The 20,801-nt window shown below is 43.4% G+C and carries 13 protein-coding genes and 1 pseudogene; 7 read left to right on the forward strand and 7 right to left on the reverse strand.

The genetic code is table 11. The annotated features are described in order from the left end of the window. Positions 1-187: 187 nt before the first annotated feature. The 3 genes from RMY27_RS11680 to RMY27_RS11690 form a co-directional block, all read right to left on the reverse strand. Complete coding sequence (locus RMY27_RS11680) at positions 188-625, reverse strand: DUF6918 family protein (protein ID WP_322663306.1); 438 nt, start codon at positions 623-625, stop codon at positions 188-190. 355 nt (positions 626-980) lie between these two features. Then, positions 981-4,292 (reverse strand): efflux RND transporter permease subunit, encoded by a 3,312-nt coding sequence (locus RMY27_RS11685; protein ID WP_322663308.1) that lies wholly within the window; start codon positions 4,290-4,292, stop codon positions 981-983. Between the two features lie 739 nt (positions 4,293-5,031). Next, the gene (locus tag RMY27_RS11690; protein ID WP_416212334.1) at positions 5,032-6,699 is read right to left on the reverse strand and encodes a mechanosensitive ion channel family protein; all 1,668 of its coding nucleotides are present in this window, start codon (positions 6,697-6,699) and stop codon (positions 5,032-5,034) included. Between the two features lie 387 nt (positions 6,700-7,086). On the opposite strand from RMY27_RS11690, the gene ahcY reads away from it, so the two are divergent. Continuing rightward, positions 7,087-8,364, forward strand: a complete 1,278-nt coding sequence (gene ahcY / locus RMY27_RS11695; protein ID WP_322663310.1) for an adenosylhomocysteinase — start codon at positions 7,087-7,089, stop codon at positions 8,362-8,364. Positions 8,365-8,863: 499 nt separating this feature from the next. Next, the gene (locus RMY27_RS11700) at positions 8,864-10,576 is read left to right on the forward strand and encodes an ankyrin repeat domain-containing protein (RefSeq protein ID WP_322663311.1); all 1,713 of its coding nucleotides are present in this window, start codon (positions 8,864-8,866) and stop codon (positions 10,574-10,576) included. A 344-nt stretch (positions 10,577-10,920) separates the two neighbouring features. Here RMY27_RS11700 and RMY27_RS11705 read toward each other — a convergent pair whose 3' ends face one another. Together RMY27_RS11705 and RMY27_RS11710 are read right to left on the reverse strand one after the other, a co-directional pair. Then, positions 10,921-11,727 (reverse strand): pentapeptide repeat-containing protein, encoded by an 807-nt coding sequence (locus tag RMY27_RS11705; protein ID WP_322663312.1) that lies wholly within the window; start codon positions 11,725-11,727, stop codon positions 10,921-10,923. Positions 11,728-11,737: 10 nt separating this feature from the next. Beyond that, entirely contained in the window at positions 11,738-12,379 is a 642-nt protein-coding gene (locus tag RMY27_RS11710; RefSeq protein WP_104908762.1) for a hypothetical protein, read from the reverse strand. A gap of 401 nt (positions 12,380-12,780) precedes the next feature. On the opposite strand from RMY27_RS11710, the gene RMY27_RS11715 reads away from it, so the two are divergent. The 4 genes and pseudogenes from RMY27_RS11715 to RMY27_RS11725 all read left to right on the forward strand — a co-directional run bounded on the left by RMY27_RS11715 (position 12,781) and on the right by RMY27_RS11725 (position 14,921). Then, positions 12,781-12,990, forward strand: coding sequence for a hypothetical protein (locus RMY27_RS11715; protein ID WP_322663315.1), 210 nt, complete (start codon positions 12,781-12,783; stop codon positions 12,988-12,990). After that, complete coding sequence (locus RMY27_RS35495; protein ID WP_416212335.1) at positions 12,977-13,123, forward strand: hypothetical protein; 147 nt, start codon at positions 12,977-12,979, stop codon at positions 13,121-13,123. The genes RMY27_RS11715 and RMY27_RS35495 overlap by 14 nt, the downstream gene beginning before the upstream one ends. Further along, positions 13,117-13,617 (forward strand): annotated as a pseudogene (locus RMY27_RS11720) (nitrogenase component 1); the annotation flags it as partial. The gene RMY27_RS35495 and the pseudogene RMY27_RS11720, both read left to right, overlap by 7 nt. A 50-nt stretch (positions 13,618-13,667) precedes the next feature. Further along, a complete protein-coding gene (locus tag RMY27_RS11725) occupies positions 13,668-14,921 on the forward strand; it encodes a glycoside hydrolase family 10 protein (protein WP_322663401.1) in 1,254 nt (417 codons plus the stop codon). Between the two features lie 63 nt (positions 14,922-14,984). Here the strand turns inward: RMY27_RS11725 and RMY27_RS11730 are convergent, their stop codons facing one another. Further along, the gene (locus tag RMY27_RS11730) at positions 14,985-16,466 is read right to left on the reverse strand and encodes a site-2 protease family protein (RefSeq protein WP_322663317.1); all 1,482 of its coding nucleotides are present in this window, start codon (positions 16,464-16,466) and stop codon (positions 14,985-14,987) included. Positions 16,467-17,002: 536 nt separating this feature from the next. Between RMY27_RS11730 and RMY27_RS11735 the strand changes: the two genes are divergently transcribed. Further along, the gene (locus RMY27_RS11735) at positions 17,003-17,239 is read left to right on the forward strand and encodes a hypothetical protein (protein WP_322663319.1); all 237 of its coding nucleotides are present in this window, start codon (positions 17,003-17,005) and stop codon (positions 17,237-17,239) included. A gap of 464 nt (positions 17,240-17,703) precedes the next feature. On the opposite strand, the gene RMY27_RS11740 is transcribed toward RMY27_RS11735, so the two are convergent. Next, positions 17,704-20,421: a DUF3536 domain-containing protein gene (locus RMY27_RS11740; protein WP_322663321.1), complete on the reverse strand. Its 2,718-nt coding sequence runs from the start codon at positions 20,419-20,421 to the stop codon at positions 17,704-17,706. Between the last annotated feature and the right edge of the window lie 380 nt (positions 20,422-20,801).

A 20,801-nucleotide genomic window follows, 5' to 3' on the forward strand; every position in this document is an offset into this window, starting at 1 on the left:
CAATATTATACTACTCAAAAAGCCTGAATCAATCTCAGAGAACAGTTAAAAGAAGAAGGCATCCAACGGGCAGGACTTAATTTGGAGTTGGTGAAGTTTTGAGGCAATATCTGGTGAAAAGCTACTTTGCATCTGCGCTTCCCACGTTTCTAGAAGACGCGATTAATCGCGTCTTTACTCGTTTTGCTCAGGACTTAGTGTAATTATTGATTACTTTGGCTAAATCTGGCACTGCTTCTTCTACGTGCTTTTTGGCTGAACCGCGAAGTTTTTCATAGGTTCCTCGCACGATTTGGCGGTTTGAGTTCTTGACTCTCGCATCGGTAACACCCAGTAGTGCGTCTGCTGTATCAGAGCGATTCACACTCAGATATTCAACTGGATCGCCTTTCTCTACGCCTTGACTCCAAATGGGATCAAGTGCCGTGAAGCATTGCGGCAAAATCTGCTCAACCACATAGGGAATATACCCTGGCTTAACCCCCTTCAGGGCGGCAAAGGCAGTTTTCAAAGCGATGCCGCTCATGCCTGACTTGGATGCAAGCTGTCCTTCGATCATGTTGCAACAGTCCTCTATGACCATAGCCTTTTTGGTCGGGTTCAAAAGTCCGTCGCTAAGTCCCATTTCACTCTTCCTTATCTAAGTACTTAATTTTATTCGACTAATTTTTTTAGCAAGCAGGAAATTACAGAAAATGGTATCAGAGTTAGAGGATGTTGTGGATAAGCTGATACGCTTTTAGGCTGCATAGTTGAGAATAGGCAGAGGGGCAGAGGGGCAGAGGGGCAGAGGGGCAGGGGAAAAAGACCTCTTATCTGCTGCCGTGAATCAGGGCGGAACATGGGGCTAAGTCCATCCACTTCTTAATAAGTGGTTCTTCGTACCCTACGGGAAACTAGCGCAACAGTGAGGTTAAGTTTATATCCCCCCTGCTCCCCTGCCCCCTTGCCCCTCTGCTCCCCTGCCTCCTTGCCCAAACTTAGGTTATCCCATCCTCCTGAGACCTAAGTTGCGTCTCTGGCTGACTTGAGCCAGCAGGTATAGCTTCATCTCTAGTTCCCGAAGTTCCTGGAGAATTTGGAGGATTTGAACCTCCTCGCTTCCGAGGTAATATAGCTTGAGCCAAGGTTTTAACCAAAATATAGAGAATTGGCACTAAGAACAAACTCAAGAACGTCGAAAGCATCAACCCCCCAAACAGCGCTGTTCCTAAAGACCAACGGCTGCTGGCTCCAGCTCCTTCAGAGATTACCAAGGGCAAAAATCCTAACAACGCTGCAAAGGATGTCATTAAAATCGGTCGCAGACGTTCTTCCCCAGCTTTCACTGCCGCCCGCGTGTAGCTCATGCCCTGCTCATGCAGTTGATTGGCAAATTCTACGACTAAAATCGCGTTTTTCGCAGCTAGACCAATCAAAGTCACCAAACCTACCTGGCAATAAATATCATCCACCACTTTGGGGAAGAGGCTATCTGTCATGAAAATATTGGAACGCAGCCAAATCGCTGTCATTGCTCCCAAAACTGCTAGGGGAACTGTCAGCAAAATAATAATTGGGTCAATATAACTTTCATACTGAGCTGCCAGCACCAGAAAGACAATAACGATCGCTAAGGCAAAAATCAAGCCTGTAGCTCCCCCAGATGTCTTCTCCTGGAGATAAGTCCCTGTCCACTCATAACCAAACCCTTGAGGTAAGTTTTCTGCTGCTAGTTGCTCCATCGCCTTAATCGCCTGTCCAGAGCTAGCACCGGGAGCCGGAGCGCCCTGTACTTTGATTGACCTGTACAAGTTGTAATGGGCGATGGTTTTCGGCCCTACGAAGGGAGTAATTTTCACCAAACTGCTCAACGGAATCATTGCCCCACTGGCAGAGCGAACATACAGCTTACCAATATCATCTGGATTAGAACGGAACACTCCATCTGCTTGGACATATACCCGATACTGTCGCTGTCCCTGCACGAAGTTATTCACATATTGCGACCCCAGATAAGTTTGCAACGCCCCAAAGATGTCGTTAATTTCGACATTGAGAGCTTTGGCTTGGTTGCGGTTTACCTGAATGTCAAATTGGGGAGTATCTGCGGTGAACTGAGTGAAGACTCCTTGGAGAACAGGGCTTTTACGTGCCGCCCCGATCAATTTTTGAGCAGTCTCAATTAGGGTTTCAATCGGCGCACTGCCAGTTTTGTCTTGAATGATAAATTCAAAACCACCCGTAGTACTTAATCCTCTCACTGGAGGAGCATTTACTGCGATCGCTCTGGCTTCTGTAATTGTAGAGAGCTTTTTGTTTAGTCTTTGAAGTATGCCATAAACAGATTGAGATTCTTCAGTTCTCTCTTTCCAGGGTTTCAGGTTAGCAAAGGCAATACCTAAATTGGAAGCATTACCATCGAAACCAAAGCCACTGATCATAAAACTAGCTCTAACTTCGGGAGCCGATGTGACTTCTTTGACTACCTTGTCCATCACAGATTCGGTATATTTCAAAGAAACCCCGTCAGGCCCTTGGACAATGACAAAGAAGTAACCCTGATCTTCTTCTGGAATAAATCCGGTAGGTACTGCTCTGTACATCAAAACTGTTGCTAATAAACCAGTGACAAAAACCCCAATTACAATCGGCTTGACATGGGTAAGGTAGCTGACAAACCCGACATATCGCCGCGTGAACCAGCTAAATCCCCGATTAAACTGTGTAAAAAACCACCCCAAAGGACCCCGTGGAGTCTGAGCAGGGCGCATGAGAATGGCTGCCATACTCGGAGAGAAGGTTAAGGCATTGAAGGTGGAGATGCCAATAGAGCAAGCAACGGTTAAGGCAAATTGTTTGTAAACAATCCCAGTAGTACCCGGAATGAAGGCAACTGGAATGAATACCGCCATGAGTACAAGTGAAGTGGCAATGATTGCCCCAGTTAACTCCTTCATGGCTTCGACAGCGGCCTCAAAGGGCCTCATACCCTGCTCTAGTTTGACTGCAACTGCCTCAACCACAATAATGGCATCATCCACGACGATCCCGATCGCGAGAACGAAACCAAATAAGGTCAGTGTATTAATCTGAAATCCTAAAACCAACAGAGCCGCACACGTCCCAATCAAGGAAACGGGGATCGCCACAGTCGGAATGATCGTGGTACGCCAGTCTTGTAAAAAAACAAAAATTACCAAGACCACTAGGACAATTGCCTCAACCAGAGTGTGCAAAACTTCTTCTAAAGAAATTTCTACAAACGGAGTGGTATCAAATGCCAACTGGGCTTTGAGTCCAGGTGGAAAACTCTTTTCTAGTATCTTGATTTGTTCTTCAACAGCATGAGCAACCTTCAGGGCATTACTACCGGGAAGTTGATATATCCCCAAACCCACGGCTGCCTTGGGAGCATTTCCTGGAATAGTGAATTTGGCATCAGCCAGATAGTTCTCTGCTCCTAGTTCAACTCGACCGACATCTCTGACTTTAACTAGGGTGCTATTAGTGGGGTTATTAGTAGTACTACTAGTGCCAGCTGGACTTACCTTTAGCACCATATCCTCAAATTCAGCCGCATCTTTAAATCGACTGGTTGCCCGTAAAGCAAATTCAAAGCTTTGATTATCTGGTGCTGGTTCCTTACCAATTGCCCCTGCACCCACTTGAATATTTTGTTGTTGCAGGGCAGCTGTCACATCTTGCGGAGTTAGTCGATGTTGGGCAAGCTTGTTGGGATCGAGCCAGAGACGCATGGCATATTTGCGTTCTCCAAAAACCCTGGCACTTCCTACACCAGGAAGCCGTTTGATCTGATCAAAAATATACAGATCGACATAGTTACTGATAAAAATGTTGTCATACTCATTATTTTCTGAGTAAAACCCATAGACAAGTAGCAAACTGCTCGATGCCGTTTCAACGGTGACACCTGTTCGTTGAACAGTATCTGGCAATTGAGGTGAAGCCAGTGCTTCTTTATTTTGAACGTTTACTTGAGCAATATCGCTATTGACATTAGTTGGAAAGGAGACAGTTATATTGCTCGAACCATCATTACCCGTATTAGAAGATATATAAGATACATCTTTAACACCATTGATTTGTCGCTCAATAATATTGGTGACAGTATTTTCTGTTGTTTGAGCATCCGCACCAATATTGTTGGAGCTAACTGTAATTTGTACTGGGGCAAGGTCTGGTAGCTGAGAAATAGGAAGAATCGGTATACAGATGCTTCCCAGGAGCAAGATGATGAACGTGCAGACCGTCGTCAGCACTGGTCGTCTGATGAAGGTATTGACAAACATAAATCAAGGAATACAGGAAAAGTTTCAGACTGTTAGGAACCTAGTAGCTTTTTATTAATATAAGGATTTATTAAGGCTTAATGTTAGATATTTTTTTTTTCCTATAGTCCGTATGGGAATGCATACATTTATGCTGATGACTCACACAAGCTGATTAACTGAGGTTTTAGCGTTGGTTTTACCCCACCCTAACCCTCCCCTTTATAAGGGGAGGGAACTAGATTTATTGTTTCCCCTCTTAACAAGGGGGGATTAAGGGCAGGGCTGTTTCATTCCCTAAAAGTCCTTAATTTACAAGCGTATCAGTCAAAAAAATCAGGTTGTTAACAATCCAATTCAGACAAAAACCAGGCGATCGCACTTAAATTTATCGGTTGAAGCCGTAATTTTTCGATTACCAACTTACTCAAATTTTTGGCTGATACTGTTGACAAAATCGCGATCTGAACGAATGAAACAGCCCTGGGATTAAGGGGGGTAATTTGACTTGTGTGTACACCGTAGCCGATGCTTGGGGGAGGGGAGCGTTTGCTCTACTCAAATGCGGGGTGGGGTTCTTTATTTTTGATTTATGCAAGAGACTCCATGAGCTGCGCTCACAAGGAACAATGAAAATAATCTGGGAATGATTTTGCGTTGTTTCAGCCTCTATTTTTAAGGCAGGTTTAATGTAGCTCGATTGGGGGAGAGTTAGAATTTGGTCTAATCAACTGAAAAATGTGGTAATGAATCCAAATTTTTAATTATCTTTGCCATTATTGGAAAAATTTAACAATTGATCGTCATTGACCCAAATTGCTTGTTGAGGTACAGAGATGGAAATTCCAGCTTCGTCTAAGGCAACTTTTAGGCGGCGGCGAAACTCGCGTGCTACATCCCATTGCTTGAGGGGCAGTGTTTTAATCCAGACACGAATAATCAAACCGCGATCGCCAAATTGATCTATTCCCAAAACTTGCGGCGGTTCCAAAATTTGACTCTGCCATTGCATTTCTTGATTCATCTGATCGGCAATAGTTGCAATCAAGTTCAAAGCCTTTTCTGTATCGGCTTGGTAGGCGATGGGAATTGTTAAATCGGCTCGCGACCAACGACTAGAAAGATTGGCAACAACTTTAATTTCACTATTGGGAATTGTGATTAAGCGTCCTTCAGAATCCCGCAGTTGGGTCATCCGCAGATTCAGATTTTCTACTAAGCCTCCCACGTTTCCCACATTAATCACATCGCCTAAAGCATACTGGTCTTCTAAAATGATCAAAAAACCGTTAATCGCATCTTTAATTAAGTTTTGTGATGCCAAAGACAATGCAACACCAACTAAACTGGCACCCGCTAGTAAAGGAACGATATCTATCCCCAAGGATACCAGCGCGATCAAGAAACCTACTCCTACCCAGATAACAGTAGTGATACTTTTAGTTACACCAGAAAATGTGGAAACTCGCAGCTGCAATCGTGCAGAACTTTCTGGGGTGAGGAAAGCACCACTGCTAATCAGTGTGGAGGCGAAGCGGTCAATCAGGGCGTAGGTCAAACGAATTGCTACATAGGTTGCCAGGCATACCACACCTAATCGCAAAGGAAATTGGGCAGCTGTGAGAATTGCTACCTGCAAACCTCGTGTATAGGGAAATAAACCCAAAATAAAGAAGCTTCCACCTCCCCAAATTCCGGCTTGACTGAGCTGAAACAATCGTCTTTTGGCTTCTTGGAGATGTTGCTGTTGTCGTTGATTTAGTTGTGTTGTAATTGCTTGATCTGCTGGTTTTGGGTAGTTGAAGAGTTCCCTCTGGGGTTGAGAGGCAATGGAGTTTTCTAAATTCTTTTGGGAACGCCGCTGCCAGCTATATACTCCCCAACTCATGACAATCATTGCTAGTCCGATACCGCCAGCAATTTTACCTTGGTCGATTAAAGATTGAATTTGCCTTTCTTGTTTTGCTTGTTGCAAGTCTTCTTGTAATGATTCGGCGACTTGATTTGCCGATGTCGATATATCTACTTGTCGCAATTCCGCATCTTCCGAAGTAACGGTCATCAGATATTGACCATTGACATAAATTACTGGTAATTCGTTGACTTTGCGAACTTCTACCTTGACTGGTGTGTTTGCTGGCGATTGAAAGTAATTTTGACCAATTTTCTGCAACTTCTTTTGAATATCTTCTGAACGCTCAGGAAAATTAGTTCTTGTTGCCGCTATTTGAAATAACCGACGACCATCTAAATAAATCCAGCCCGAAACAACTCTGTTATCTGAATCATTACTAATACTGCTGGGAGCTTGCAGTTGCGGTACAAAAGGTATCTGGGCTGTGGCTTTTGGCACAGATACAACGCCTATGGCCATTGAACTGGCGATGCCTACAGCGGGCAAAGCCAACGCCAAAAATTGAAAGCGCACTCAAACACCTCCTTGAGTAAAATCTATTAATTACTACTTTAACTATCCTGCTTAATTCCTTTGGGTAGATGTACCTATCTAAAGTTGAGGTTTTCCTTTTAAACAATGAAATTTTGATGTTTTTTTGTTTTTTTCTATCTTTAGAGAGATGACAAGGGACTGAGAATTATCAGTAAGGCTGATTAGAGTCTTACTCTTACCAAAGATAAAACAAAAAGGAAGAAGCTGGAGAGGAAGTTGACATTCCGGCGATCAAGCGTCAAGCTAGTTTTGAGGATTCTTGACTAGCGATTTGCTTTCATACAAGCAAAAATCGCCAGTAGTAGAATAACCTAGTAGAGTGCGTAAAACTTACGTAGCTTTTTTAATTTTTTGAGGTAACTTTTGATGACCGCAACTTCTCCCCGATTAAAGCACGAGGTTAAAGACCTCGGCCTAGCTGCCTTGGGAAGACAGCGCATTGAATGGGCTGGACGAGAAATGCCAGTTTTGAAGCAAATCCGCGATCGCTTTGCAACCGAAAAGCCCTTCGCTGGTTTACGCCTTGTAGCTTGTGCCCACATTACAACCGAAACAGCACATTTGGCGATCGCTCTGAAAGCCGGTGGTGCAGACGCGCTTTTAATTGCTAGCAATCCCTTATCAACTCAAGATGACGTAGCAGCTAGCCTCGTCGTCGATCATGAAATTCCCGTCTTTGCTCAAAAAGGCGAAGATAACGCAACTTATAACCGCCACGTCCAAATAGCTTTAGATCATCGCCCCAACATTATTGTTGATGACGGTAGTGATGTAGTTGCAACTTTGGTACAAGAACGCCAACACCAAATTGCTGATTTGATTGGTAGCACCGAAGAAACCACAACTGGGATCGTTCGGTTACGCGCCATGTTTAGAGAAGGCGTTCTCACCTTCCCCGCAGTCAACGTCAACGATGCGGACACCAAGCACTTCTTTGATAATCGCTATGGTACTGGGCAATCAACCCTAGATGGCATTATCCGCGCCACAAACATTTTGTTGGCTGGGAAGAACGTTGTCGTCGTCGGTTATGGCTGGTGTGGTAAAGGTACAGCCCTCCGCGCCCGTGGCATGGGTGCTAACGTCATCGTCACCGAAATCGACCCCATCAAGGCAATTGAAGCCGTAATGGATGGCTTCCGCGTCCTGCCAATGGCAGAAGCTGCACCCCAAGGTGATATCTTTATCACTGTGACAGGTAACAAGCACGTCGTTCGCGGCGAACACTTCGATGTCATGAAAGACGGTGCGATCGTTTGTAACTCCGGTCACTTTGACTTGGAACTTGATTTGAAATACTTGGCTGCACAAGCTAAGGAAATCAAAGAAGTTCGTCCTTTCACCGAAGAGTACAAGTTGAAAAATGGTAAATCAGTTGTCGTTCTCGGACAAGGACGCTTGATTAACCTAGCTGCGGCTGAAGGACACCCCAGCGCTGTAATGGATATGAGTTTTGCCAACCAAGCTTTGGCTTGTGAATTCCTGGTGAAGAATAAAGGTAAGTTGCAACCTGGTTTGCACTCAATTCCTCTTGAAGTCGATCAAGAAATTGCTCGGTTGAAGTTGCAGGCTATTGGTATCACGATTGATAGTTTAACAGCCGATCAAATTGAGTACATCAATTCTTGGACTTCAGGAACTTGATACATTAATTAATTGATTTTTTAGGGATAGGCTTTAGGCTTATCCCTTTTTTTTGGGTTTTGCACCACGCATAAATCCGCAGTGTATAGAAAGTGCTGAGTGCTGAGTGCTAAGTGCTGAGTATAAACCCAGTTGCTTCAAGACTTTGAGCAATCAACACTGTCCTAACCTATACTTCGATTGCTGTAAATGCCAAGAGCGTAAAGTGCAATAGCTTATACCATTTCACGAAAAATATGATACAGATGTAAACCCTAAAAGCTTTGGTGTATCTAAGTTTTGTAATTGCGAATTGCGTTAGCAAAGCGGGGCGTTAGCCCATTGCGAATTGCAAATTGGTATTAGACTTATTGGCATTGTGGGGTAAAGGACAAGGGGTAAAGGGTAAACGTATGGAATTTTCCCTTATCCTTTAATCTTTCCTCAACATCTTGCAAAAGTTACTTTTGCAAAATATCTAACGCCGATAATTTATATCAGAATTTAACTCAGAAAATTTATGCAAAAAATTCATATTTATGTACAACAGGGCAATATGGCAGGAATCGCACGTAAACTAGCCAATGGTGTTGATATTGATTGCATAGAAAAGGATTCGTTGCAAACACCATTAATGTATGCGGTTAGTAGCCCTACAGTAGGTATGGATATGATTCACTTCCTATTAGAACATGGCGCAAATGTGAATGCTGTTGTAGAGCAAAACACCGTACTTGGTTTGGCAGTGCAGTCAGGAAATCTGGATAAAATTCAATTGATTCTAGATGCTGGAGCAGATATTAATTATCAAAGCCCAGACGGATATGATGTCTTAATTAATGCTATGCATGGTCGAGATATCTTGCAGGATAAAAACTTAATATCAACTTTAAATTTACTCATCTCTAGAGGTGCTCCTGTCAATGGCGTTAGTCGCTATGGTGAATCTGCAATCAAAGTAGCTGCTCATATTGGCAGATTTGATGCTGTCAAATTATTATTGAACGCCGGTGCTAACCCAGAGCAACTGGGATGGACAGAATTAATGCACGCTATAGTTTTTGGCAGCTTAGAGCAAGTAAAGTTATTGCTAGAGCAAGGAGCAGATCGAGATGTGCGTGATTGTTGGTATAGAACCCCGTGGTTATTGAGTATTCAGGTAGGTGAACTAGCTAAAGCCAAATTACTCCTAGCTGCGGGAGCAAATCACAACGATACGGGAAGTTGCGGAAAAACGCCGTTAATGTATGCAATAGAAGACAATAGGCTGGAAATCCTAGAGTGGCTAATTGCAGAGGGATTGGATATTGAAGCCACTGATGATTTTGGTAACACTGCGTTAATAATCGCAGCAGAGTATGGTGCTACTGATTGCGTCAGAATTTTACTAGAAGCTGGCGCAAACCCCAGCATAATCAATCATTGCAATGACAAAGCCATTAAGATAACGACAAACAAGGAAATCGTCAAAATGTTAATTGCAGCTGGTGAAGATGTGAGCGATATTAACAATGATATGCGGCGATCGCTCACCGGAATTGCCAACAGCAAATTTTCACTATCAGAATTATCACCAGAGCAATATTTTGCTGGCAAACATCCGCGTTTTGGCAAAACCAATCCAGAATTGATGAAAATACCTTTTTGGCAGATGATGATTTATGAAGGTTGTTCTGCTTATGACGCACAAAATACTTTTAAAGATACAGAAAATCGGCAATATAAAGTATGGTGCTATGACAGATTTGGCAGAACAATTACACAATTACCAGATGGCAGAATTATAGAAATTGCTGGCGAACATGAAGACTACTACGACTCTAATTTTTATATATATAACGATGTTGTAGTTTATCAAGGTGATGGTAATTTTCAGATTTTTGGTTATCCCCAATATATTTTCCCACCAACTGATTTTCATTCAGCTACATTAGTTGGAGAATATATATATATCATTGGCAGTTTAGGATATGGCGGTACAAGAATCTATAATGAAACCCCAGTTTATAGATTACATATCCACACATTTGAAATAGAAAAGGTAGAAACAACTGGTGAAAAGCCAGGATGGATCAGTAGACACAAAGCTTACTACCAAGAATCAGCTAAAATTTATATTACTGGCGGTAAATTGTGTATAATTGATGATGAAAAATCAGAAGATTATATAGATAACTCTGTGGATTACGTCTTAGATTTAATCGACCTAAGTTGGAGTCGCGCTACTGTTTAAATATATAGCAGATTGCAACTTAGTGAGTAGGGAACATGCTTATTGGGGTCAACTTAACGTGAAAGAACTATTCAGCTGGTATTATAGCAAAGTGCTGAGTGCTGAGTGCTGTTAGCGGTAGCGGGGCGTTTAGCCCGTGCTGAACAAAAACCCAGTCGTTTCAAGCCTTTGAGCAATCAACATTGTCCTAACCTATGTGACTACGGCTATACAGCTATTTTCAGGTAAATAGACCACGCGGTAGGGGCGCAAGGCCTTGCGCCCCTACGTTCGCAAAGCGTCCCACAGGGATGGAATATTTTTTTACTGGAAGTCCCTAAACGTCAATTCCTTGTTCTTGTAAACTAATATTTTGTTAAAGTGTTAGGCATAATTGTTTCTTGAAAATTTACGCCGCTGAGGTTAGCTCCCCGAATGTCGGCTCCTCTAAGGTTAGTTCCTCTAAGATTCGCCCCTGCCAAATTCGCGTCTTTCAGGTTAGTCCAACTCAAGTCAGCTTGACTCAAATCAGCTTCACTTAGGTTAGCCCGCAACAAGTATGCACCACTTAGGTGAGCCTTGGTCAGATTAGCTTTATATAGATCAGCTTTGTAAAGATAAGCCCCTAAAACTTCTGCTTCGTACAAACTCGCCTCGCTGAGGTCAGCCGCAATCAAGTTAGCTTCAATGAGGTTGGCAAAAGAGAGGTTAGCCCGCATCAACTTTGCTGCACCTAAATCGGCATCTCTCAAGTTAGCGCCTTTTAAGTCAGTACCAATTAGATTAGCAGATGCGATCGCAGCACCCCTAAGATCCGCTTGACTTAAGTCAGATCCAATCAAATTGGCATGACTCAAATCTGCCTGAGTAAGTATAGCGCCACTCAAGTTAGCAACACTAAAGTTAGCCGCACTCAGGTTAGCTTCATTCAGGAGGGCTTTGTAGAGGTTGGCACTACTGAGGTCAGCACCACTAAGATTTGCTCGCACGAGTAAAGCATTACCCAAATCGACTCTTCTCAGGTTTACCCCCTGGAGGTTTGCACCTCTAAGGTTATCGCCATGTAGATTCGCAGCGCTGAGGTCTGGTTCAATCTGGGGATTTTTCTTTCTCCACTCAATCCATTTAACTGCACCTGCTTTGAGTAAAGTTAGATGCTCTCGATTTGCCATTTTCTCTCCTTTACTCCTGACGCCCACCCAGAGAATTTACCCGACCAGCGACACTTTCAATAGCCGTTAATGCTCCCGCTGCTCCTGCTAGAATATCCTGTTCTTGTCCACCTAAGTAAAGTCGTCCAAAACTACCTACAGCTTGAACTTCTAAAATGTTAATCCTCGCTGCTTTCTCCGCTTCATTGGCAGCCAGTGCGGCGTAAGCAGCAGGCTCCACTTCTAATACATACAGCGTTTGACCTGCTAGTAGTAGCTGTCCCCGGCGCGTGCGATTAATCAGTTGTGTTTGATAAGCATCGATGTTGCGGATAATCTGACTAGAAATAACACGCGGTTTCAGACATTCCTCTCTTTTGACTCCCAGTGCCGCCAAAATAGCTTGACCAGCAGCTCTGGTTTCGCCTTGGGAGCTAGAATGAACTTCCAATAGTCCGTATAGTCGTTCAACTACCTGTACTCCCGGACGGACAGAGGCAGATTTCAGGGCTATATCTGTAATCTTATTAATTTCGATACCAGGAGAGATTTCAATCCACAGTGATGTATCTCCTGGTAATGGTAAGAAGCCTTGGGCTACTGTTCCCATATATGCTGCATGTTGAGGTTGCAGGTTGTCGAGAAATACGAAACTGCGTAATTCTATGCCCAAGATTTTGCTCTCCAGTCGCGAGGGTAAAAGTTATCTATATGCAAGATATAAGCGCCTAACTTGACAATATAGGGTACAAAGGAGCGCAAAATCCGTCTAACGGATCTACACCCGTGTGTCAAATGGCAATTATAGAAGCTAATGCTTATTTAAAAGACCATTGTCGTTCTACTTTGATCGGACGACATAATTTTTGTTTAACACGGCTGCTTTGTAAACATCTTGACCCTTTTACATTACCCCAGTTTTACTCCAAAATATTTCCCCAACATCTCCCAACCGGAACCGCAAGGATTAGATCCCAATGAATATGGCTCTTTCTAGCTCAAGTTGTTTTTATTTTCATTCCTATCCTTCCAATCAGGTAAATAAGCAGATATAAAGCACTTAAACAGCTTGCCGTGGTTTGGGATTTCGGCGCGATCGCCAATATTCACGCCGAAGGGCGATCGCGATTTTTCTGCTATATCTATCAGGTATTGGGTAAGTCCCCTTCAGGTAAGACATTATCGATGCTGAGTACCCACGGTATACCTTTGTCAATAGGAGAACTGACAGTAATTTTAGCTCTATTGGCAAATTGTTTTAAGCGATCTAATGGCGATTATTAGCGTTACGAATACATCAATTGCAGTTAATCCCCTAAAGCAAAGCCAAACTGTAGGTGCGGTTTTAGCCTTTGGACTTGTACCTATTTTTGTACCTGACCTTTCTGGCGTACTAGATGGTTCTATAGAGCAGTAGATAAATTCTTGCAAGCATTAGCAGATATCAGTGGTGTCAGCGTACCGGATAAATACCGCCATCAACGCCGTCAGTTAAAACATGTGATCTTGGAAAATCACTTTTACTTTGGTTGCAAGCGAGTTTCTTTGGCGCTAGAACCAGATTTGCTTTGGTCAACAGTTTCTTTTTTGCGATCGCTAGGTGTGCAGATTCACTCAGCGGTGACAACAACACGCTTTCCTCTACTAGAAAAACTCCCGATTCATAGCGTCACCATCGGCGATTTGGAAGACTTTGAGCAATTGGCGGTTGGGTCTGATTTACTAATTACCAACTCTCATGGAGTGGCGATCGCTCAACGCTTAAAAATTCCTCTCTACCGCCAAGGGATTCCCATTTTTGACCGCTTAGACTATGGTCAGTTCACTAAGGTTGGCTATGGAGGTACTATGCAACTTTTATTTGATATTGGCAATCTGTTTTTAGAGCAGGAAACAAAGGTTAAGCATTAATATTAGTTATCCCAATGTTTCCTTCACTGACACAGACATTTTAAATAATGATGAAAAGGTTTGTAGAGTGGTGTGTTGAGTTTTCTTCTTGGTGGAATATTCGCCAAAGTAGAAAATCTCTTTTGTTTATCGTTATGCTGACCTTAAGCGCGATCGCTACAATGATGTTGTCGTTCCCCTTGAACGCTCAAATTAATCTGCCGTCAACGCCAAAATCTGAGTTAAGGGGGGTGTGGTTAACCAATATTGATAGTGATGTGTTATTTGAGCGCGATCGCCTCAAGGGATCTTTGCAACGCCTTGACGAACTCAATTTTAACACTATATATCCGGCGGTTTGGAATTGGGGATATACATTGTATCCTAGCAAAGTTGCCCAAAAAGTTATCGGGCGATCGCTCGATCCTACTCCCGGACTCAAAGGGCGAGATATCCTGAAAGAAATTGTCGATGTGGGACATCAAAAAGGATTAACAGTGATTCCCTGGTTTGAATTTGGCTTCATGGCACCAGCGGATTCTCTATTAGCTAAAAATCGTCCCCAATGGCTCACCAGTCGCAGTAATGGGACTCAAATTGTCAAAGAAGGGACACATAATCGCGTTTGGCTAAATCCCTTTCGTCCAGAAGTACAACAGTTTATCCAAGATTTAATCGTTGAAATTGTTAGAAACTACAATATCGATGGTATTCAATTTGATGACCATTTTGGCTTACCATCAGAATTAGGATACGATGCTTATACGGTGGCACTTTACAAGAAAGAACACCGTGGTAAAGCTCCTTCCAAAAACTTTAAAGATCCAGAATGGGTGCGCTGGAGAGCTAACAAAATCACCGAGTTTATGAAGCGGGTATTTACAGCCATTAAAGCTACTAAAAAAAATTGCCTGGTTTCTGTTGCTCCTAATCCTCAACGTTTTTCTTATGACTTTTTTTTAGCAGACTGGCAGAAGTGGGAACGAATGGGAATTATTGAAGACTTAGTTTTGCAGATATATCGCGATGATTTGAATGTTTTTATCAGCGAATTAGAGTACCCAGAAGTGAAAGCGGCAAAGAGGCATATTCCAGTGAGTGTGGGCATTTTGGCTGGGTTGAAAAATAGATCCGTGCCGATGCAGCAGATTCAGACACAAGTGCAAAAAGTACGCGATCGCAATTTTGCTGGAGTCTCTTTCTTTTTCTATGAAACCCTCTGGAACATGAGTAAAGAAAAGCCTCAAGAGCGTCAAACTGCCTTTCAGAAAATTTTCCCTACACCAACGGCTTACCCAAATTTGCTAGCAGGCTGGAAACCGTAGAAATGTAGGGAGTGAGGAGATAGACAAAGTTCTTTAAACTCCTAACTCCTCACTCAGCACTCTCTATCCTATTCCCAAGCGCCCAGCCAAACCGGGAGTTAGGGGTAGAAGCGTGGTAATCATCAAGAATAGAGCCAAAAGACCCAAAGCGGCTCTAGCATCATCAGGTTCAGTGACTTCATTCAAGCTAGGGCGTTCTTGATCTCGCTGCAAAAAGAAAATCACGATCGCCCAGTACATGGCAAGAGTATTACCAAGAGATACTAATACCAGTAAAATTAAGGTTGCGATCGTTGCTCGTCCTGCTGTTTTACGTCCATAAATCGCCTGGACAATGCGCCCACCATCGAGTTGTCCGGCTGGCATTAAGTTCAAAGCATTAATTACTAACCCCAGCCAACCAATTATCACTAAGGGATGAACACTTACCAACGACGACTGCAAAGCCGAACCAAGGACAACTCGCGCCAAACTTCCCACCAAAATCGACCCTTGGAAAAACTGATTTGGCAATTGAAATAAACTACCTGGGACAGAAAGCACCAAGCCTGTCACCAGCATTAACAAAGAAACAATCCCACCTGCGGCTGGCCCTGCCAAGGCGATATCAAATAATACCTTGCGGTTGGGCAATAGAGACTCAAAGCGGGTAATTGCACCGAAAGAACCAATTTGCACAGCCGGCAGAAAGAAAGGCCAGCTAAGACGGATTTGGTGACGCCGAGCAAGTAACCAATGACCGATTTCGTGAGCTACTAAAATCGCAAATATCCCAGCGCCTATGGGCAAAGCTTCTTGAAACCGCCCTGGATTGCCAAAGAAATCAAAATTCAGCAGTAATCCCGCAGCTTCTAAACTTGTGGCAATGGTCGCTATCAACAGAATACCTGCAAAAGCTTTTTGCGATAACAACATCGGCCGGGGATCGTTGCGACTCGGCAGGACAATTACCACTGGTTTACCGTCTGTATTTTCCACTAAAAACAGACGATATTGATCGCCAAGGCGTTGTCGTAAACTTGCAGTTAGACGGTTGTGAGTCTCTTCTGGTTCTCCCCGCAAATTGCCTTTGAAAATGGCTCCATCTTGGTAAGCGATCGTTTCTGTAGCAAAAAATGTATCGATACCGAAAATACCTTTAACTAAATTCAAGTCATCTTCCGGTATCGGTGGGATCTCCGGTTTCAGTTCTGCTGCTGTTGGTTGTGGGGAATTTGCTTCAAGTGAGGAAGCCGCAGCGAGTCTTTCTGTGGCGCGTTGCTTGAGGATGGTATCTTGCCCAGCTGCGCGTAACTGTCTGCCCAAATAAACGTACAATCCGGCCGATGTCACCACTAAGAACAATATACCCGCTATATTGATGTAAATCCCTGCGGCAAACAATCCAAAAAACAGGAGCCAGGGAGTCATCAACACCACCGACTGTAACCAGGCTAAGATTCCCAGTTTACCAAAAGGTCTGGCGCGATAAAAGCCCCAGCCCAAAATGCCTAAAGCTACCAGTAGGATTGCCGCCAGGATAGAAGTTTCTGATAAAGTAAACATCTCCAAACCTTTGCTATTGAGACTAAGCCAGAACAAGTCCGGTATTGCAGATACACTTATTAATGTATAACGTTGCCTGTCCTCTGCTCAAATTATCTCGCTTTAAGTGGGCGTAGTCCAACCCAGATATCGTGTAAGTAAAGTCTCAAACCTTAATTAAATTAAAGTCTCAGAATCTTGCTTTCATTATTGTTTCTTGAAAGTGACAAAATACCCTAAAAGATAGCAAATATCACTTGCATGAATCTAGTTCGATAGCTTCCAGATAAATTCATGATTGTATCTCAGGGTAAGAGCATCTCAATCAGGCTTAACATAAGGAATCAGAAGAATCTAATGTATTGTCAATAAAACAACTGAGAACCTGAATCATATAATTATTAGACCTGCCTTGAAAATAAGGCAGAAGGCAGGAGGTAGGAGGCAGGAGTAAAAGACATTTTCATTGTTCCTTGTGAGCGTAGCTCATGGAGTCTCTTGCAAAAATATATTTTTGCACTCTTAGGGAAAAGGGTGCATGTTAAAGGGAAAGGATTTTGAGTTTCTTTACCCTTTTCCCCTTCCCCTTTACCCCGACTTTTGCAAGAAGTCTATTATCCATAGCTAAATTAGATGAGCTGCAAATTTGGGCAACTTTGCTATTTTATGCTGTTTTAATTGATGTGGCTGATACAGTTGCTAATGAATTCGAGATTGAAGCTGAAAAAATTTCGATTGAGATGTTATTTTGCTCGTTTTCTTACTTTAATCACGCCTATAATCAAGACCTTTGAAACGATCTTATTACTTATCTTACTTCTTCCAAAAATCAAGATTTGGGCGTTGTTAAATATCAACCCAAATCTCAACAGCAAGACACTTTGGACTTATCTCCACACCCCATTTGACATTTTGGCGTAGGCGTAGCCCATCGTAGACATCGCTTTCATCTGTCACCAATAGTCTTTAGCCGGGAACGAGGTTTTTTAAGTTGATACTAATGTATCACTGTCAATACGGTTCGGATAAGCATTTTTCACTTTCCTTGTGGTCTGGGGAAAGGGTAAAGGATGTATTCAAAACCTTTCCCCTTTCCCCTTTCCCCTTTAACCGAACCGTATTGGTATCACTGTGAGTTCCTACATCTATCCCAATACTTTTCAGGTTTTGGGGGAAAGAGGAAAGGGTTTGAATTTACCTTTCCCCATTGCCCAGACAAAAAGAGAGATTATTGGGTTTATCCGAAAAGTATTGACATCTATCTCAACTGATTTGAGATCGAGCTAACATCAACGGCTAATTTTTTACCCAACTTGAGCAACTGAAGACACTGATTATCTGCTTCCTTACCAAGGCTAGTGATACATACTGGCGCTATCTGACTGTGCAGACAACTAAAATATAGTTCCTGCGATCGCTGTAGGGAAATATCAATATTTAATTGATCCCCGACATCAATCAATCGTTCCAATAGTTGGATATCTGCATTAAAACTACCATTGGCATCATGCAACAATTGCCAGAGCGATCGCGCAATTAACTGTTCTAACATCTGCTTTCCGTCGGGAATATTCAGTCGACAACGCAGATGTTTTGCTTCAGTAGCGATCGCCTCTAATTCCAAGATGTGATTCCAACTCTTTTGGGGATCGGCAATATCTTGCTCAAGCGATCGCAATGTCATCAAACAGCGATGCCCTAAAGCAATATCTGCTGCCACCTGCAATTCTTGCGGTACTGCAATTTCATCGCGATGAAACGCCATTAGCACACCGTAATTATCACGGTAAGCTTGAGTATACAACTGTCCTAAACGTGCCAGTGTTTCCTGACTCAACAGCCGCATAATCCGGTGGCGTTCTTCAGCAAATAGATTTTGCAAGTTAAAAGCTTCTTCCCCAAATAGCTGTGTCATTGCCAAGATCGTATGAGCCGCACTTGCTTGTTTTAGCGCCCCAAACAGCTTTTCTTTTAATTTGCTGTAGTCACGCCGCCCAGTAAATTGTTGAATGCAGCAGTGGAAATCCCAGCCTCCCAAATGTAGAACCGCAAATACCAAATGCTCACTTTCCCAAGTAATCTCTGATACCAGCTTTAAATTTCCCACAGCCAGAGTTAGCGATCCCATCCGTTGCAGTTGGTAATCTAGCTCATTGGCACCATAGCAATAAACCCGCTTCTGGTAACGCTGAGACTGTTTGTCAGCAGCATCTTTTCTCGGTAGAGAATTGTGCGTTTCTGCTGGTTTCTGATTGGTAAACAGGGAAGTAATAGCGTAATGGGCTGCTACTTGCTTAAAGCCAAGTTGAGCAGTTAAGACGAGTTGCCGATAAATTTCTGCACCGTGTTTGAACTGATCGACATTACTGGGGGCTAAACCAAGATGTTTGACAAAGCCTTTTTCCAGTTGCACGCCAGCCACTTCCCCTGCCAATTCCAAAGCACGGGCGGCATAGCGCAGAATTTGTGTCCCCTCTGGACGAGAAATTTCTTCAAAAAACCAACCGCAACTAGTGAACATCAACAAAGCGTGACGCTGCATTTCCAATAGGCGTAGGGCGTCTACTTGTTCGGCTGCGGTTAGTTTGTGGGTTTGATGACGGGCGAGGAAACGGTTGACATTGGTAGCAGAGCGATCGCGCATTACTTGGATATATTCATCTCGCGCTAGCCAGGGATCGCGAAATAACTGTCTACCATGTTCTGCATACACTTCAGTTAGCTGATCCCGCAGCCAATTTAGGGCATCCCGCAGTGGACGACGCCATTTCTGATGCCAAACTGAGCCTTCCCCACCGCAACCGCAGTCATCCTCCCATCTGCCGACACCGTGGGCGCAACTCCAGGCTGTGACTGACTTTAATTCCACTTCCCAACTGGGAGAATTTAAGCTGAGGTAGTGGGCAAAGTTCGTTACCGTCCAACCCTGTTGCGGAAACTCTTTGGTAAAGGCGTAGGCTAAAGTTTTCTCTGTTCCCTTTTTGTGGTGTCCAAAGGTTTCCCCATCTGTCGCCACAGAAATTAACTGTGCCAGACGATGATCCCCACGCACTGCTGAACCGATACGTCCGGCAAAGTGACTGGAATTATAAACGACATCACTAAAACCCATGTCCCGCGATATCGGCCCATCATAGAAGAAGATATCAATGTAGGGTAATTCTTCTGTACTAGCATCGTTGGGGCTAGTGGCGATCGCACTTAGAGGTGAAGATGAAGTGTCTAGTGTGGGCTTCAAATAACAACGATAGGGACGGGTAGAGTCAATCTGACTACCGCCAACTTCGATCCATTCAGGATGGGGACGATCTGGAGTCGGAAGGGGACGGCAACGCAATGCTTGAGACGGTGCCAGGACAATGAAGCGAATACCTTCAGCCACAAGAGCTTCTAAGGTTGCGTAGTCTACAGCAGTTTCTGCTAGCCACATCCCTTCGGGATCGCGGCCAAAGCGGGAGCGGAAGTCTTCTTTACCCCAGCGAATTTGGGTATATTTGTCGCGTTCATTCGCCAGAGGCATGATGATGTGATTGTATACTTGCGCGATCGCATTACCGTGACCATGCAAGCGTTGGCTACTCTTGGCATCCGCCTCTAAAATGCGCTGATAAACTTCCACATCGTAGCGTTCTAGCCACGACATCAGCGTTGGGCCAATATTAAAACTGAAATACTCATAATTATTGACGATCCCCACCACTTCGCCTTGGTCATTTAAGACTCTGGCAAAGGCGTTTGGACGATAGCATTCCCAATGAATCCGCTCATTCCAGTCATGGAAAGGTGCAGCGCTCGGTTGGCGTTCAATTGCGTCCAGATAAGGGTTTTCCCTTGGTGGCTGGTAAAAATGACCATGCACCGTCACATAAACACCATTAGCCTTTCTCAGGGGATCAGTTTCTTTGGTGTTATTGGGATCTGAATGTAATGTTAACGTTGAGCCAGAGCTAGCTGGCATTTCAGCAGCAGAAGTCATGTATATTTATCCAAAACAAAAAACTTGCAGTTGCACCGAAAATATTGTGCGTAAACCTTTCTACAATAGTTTGCACACAAAATCCGGTATAAACAACAACTATGAAACCCAACCAAATTTTTGACAAAGCGGTCTTATTGTAGTGGGAAATCTGCGTTATCGCACAGCCCTTTCCCTGAAGGCTTAAAATAATTAGCCATTGAACAAAGCCTCAGTTAGGGGTTTTTTCTTCTTTAGCGCCAATCAAAATTTTAATTGTCTTTTAATATATTAAACCCCATTTTTGATGTAATATTTTGGCTCAAATTCATAGTTTTGCAACAAAAGATTACAAGAACTCATTATATCGCAATTTTACTTTACACAACATCCGCAGCGTT

Source organism: Nostoc sp. DedQUE09 (assembly GCF_034530915.1).
In the GTDB taxonomy this organism is placed as follows: domain Bacteria; phylum Cyanobacteriota; class Cyanobacteriia; order Cyanobacteriales; family Nostocaceae; genus Nostoc.

Bases quoted from the DNA above. Each gene is read 5' to 3' on its own strand.
- ahcY (WP_322663310.1), top strand. From the start codon at position 7,087: ATGACCGCAACTTCTCCCCGATTAAAGCACGAGGTTAAAGACCTCGGC.
- RMY27_RS11740 (WP_322663321.1), bottom strand. From the start codon at position 20,421: ATGACTTCTGCTGCTGAAATGCCAGCTAGCTCTGGCTCAACGTTAACA.
- RMY27_RS35495 (WP_416212335.1), top strand. From the start codon at position 12,977: ATGGCGATTATTAGCGTTACGAATACATCAATTGCAGTTAATCCCCTA.
- RMY27_RS11725 (WP_322663401.1), top strand. From the start codon at position 13,668: ATGAAAAGGTTTGTAGAGTGGTGTGTTGAGTTTTCTTCTTGGTGGAAT.
- RMY27_RS11730 (WP_322663317.1), bottom strand. From the start codon at position 16,466: ATGTTTACTTTATCAGAAACTTCTATCCTGGCGGCAATCCTACTGGTA.
- RMY27_RS11680 (WP_322663306.1), bottom strand. From the start codon at position 625: ATGGGACTTAGCGACGGACTTTTGAACCCGACCAAAAAGGCTATGGTC.
- RMY27_RS11705 (WP_322663312.1), bottom strand. From the start codon at position 11,727: ATGGCAAATCGAGAGCATCTAACTTTACTCAAAGCAGGTGCAGTTAAA.
- RMY27_RS11700 (WP_322663311.1), top strand. From the start codon at position 8,864: ATGCAAAAAATTCATATTTATGTACAACAGGGCAATATGGCAGGAATC.
- RMY27_RS11685 (WP_322663308.1), bottom strand. From the start codon at position 4,292: ATGTTTGTCAATACCTTCATCAGACGACCAGTGCTGACGACGGTCTGC.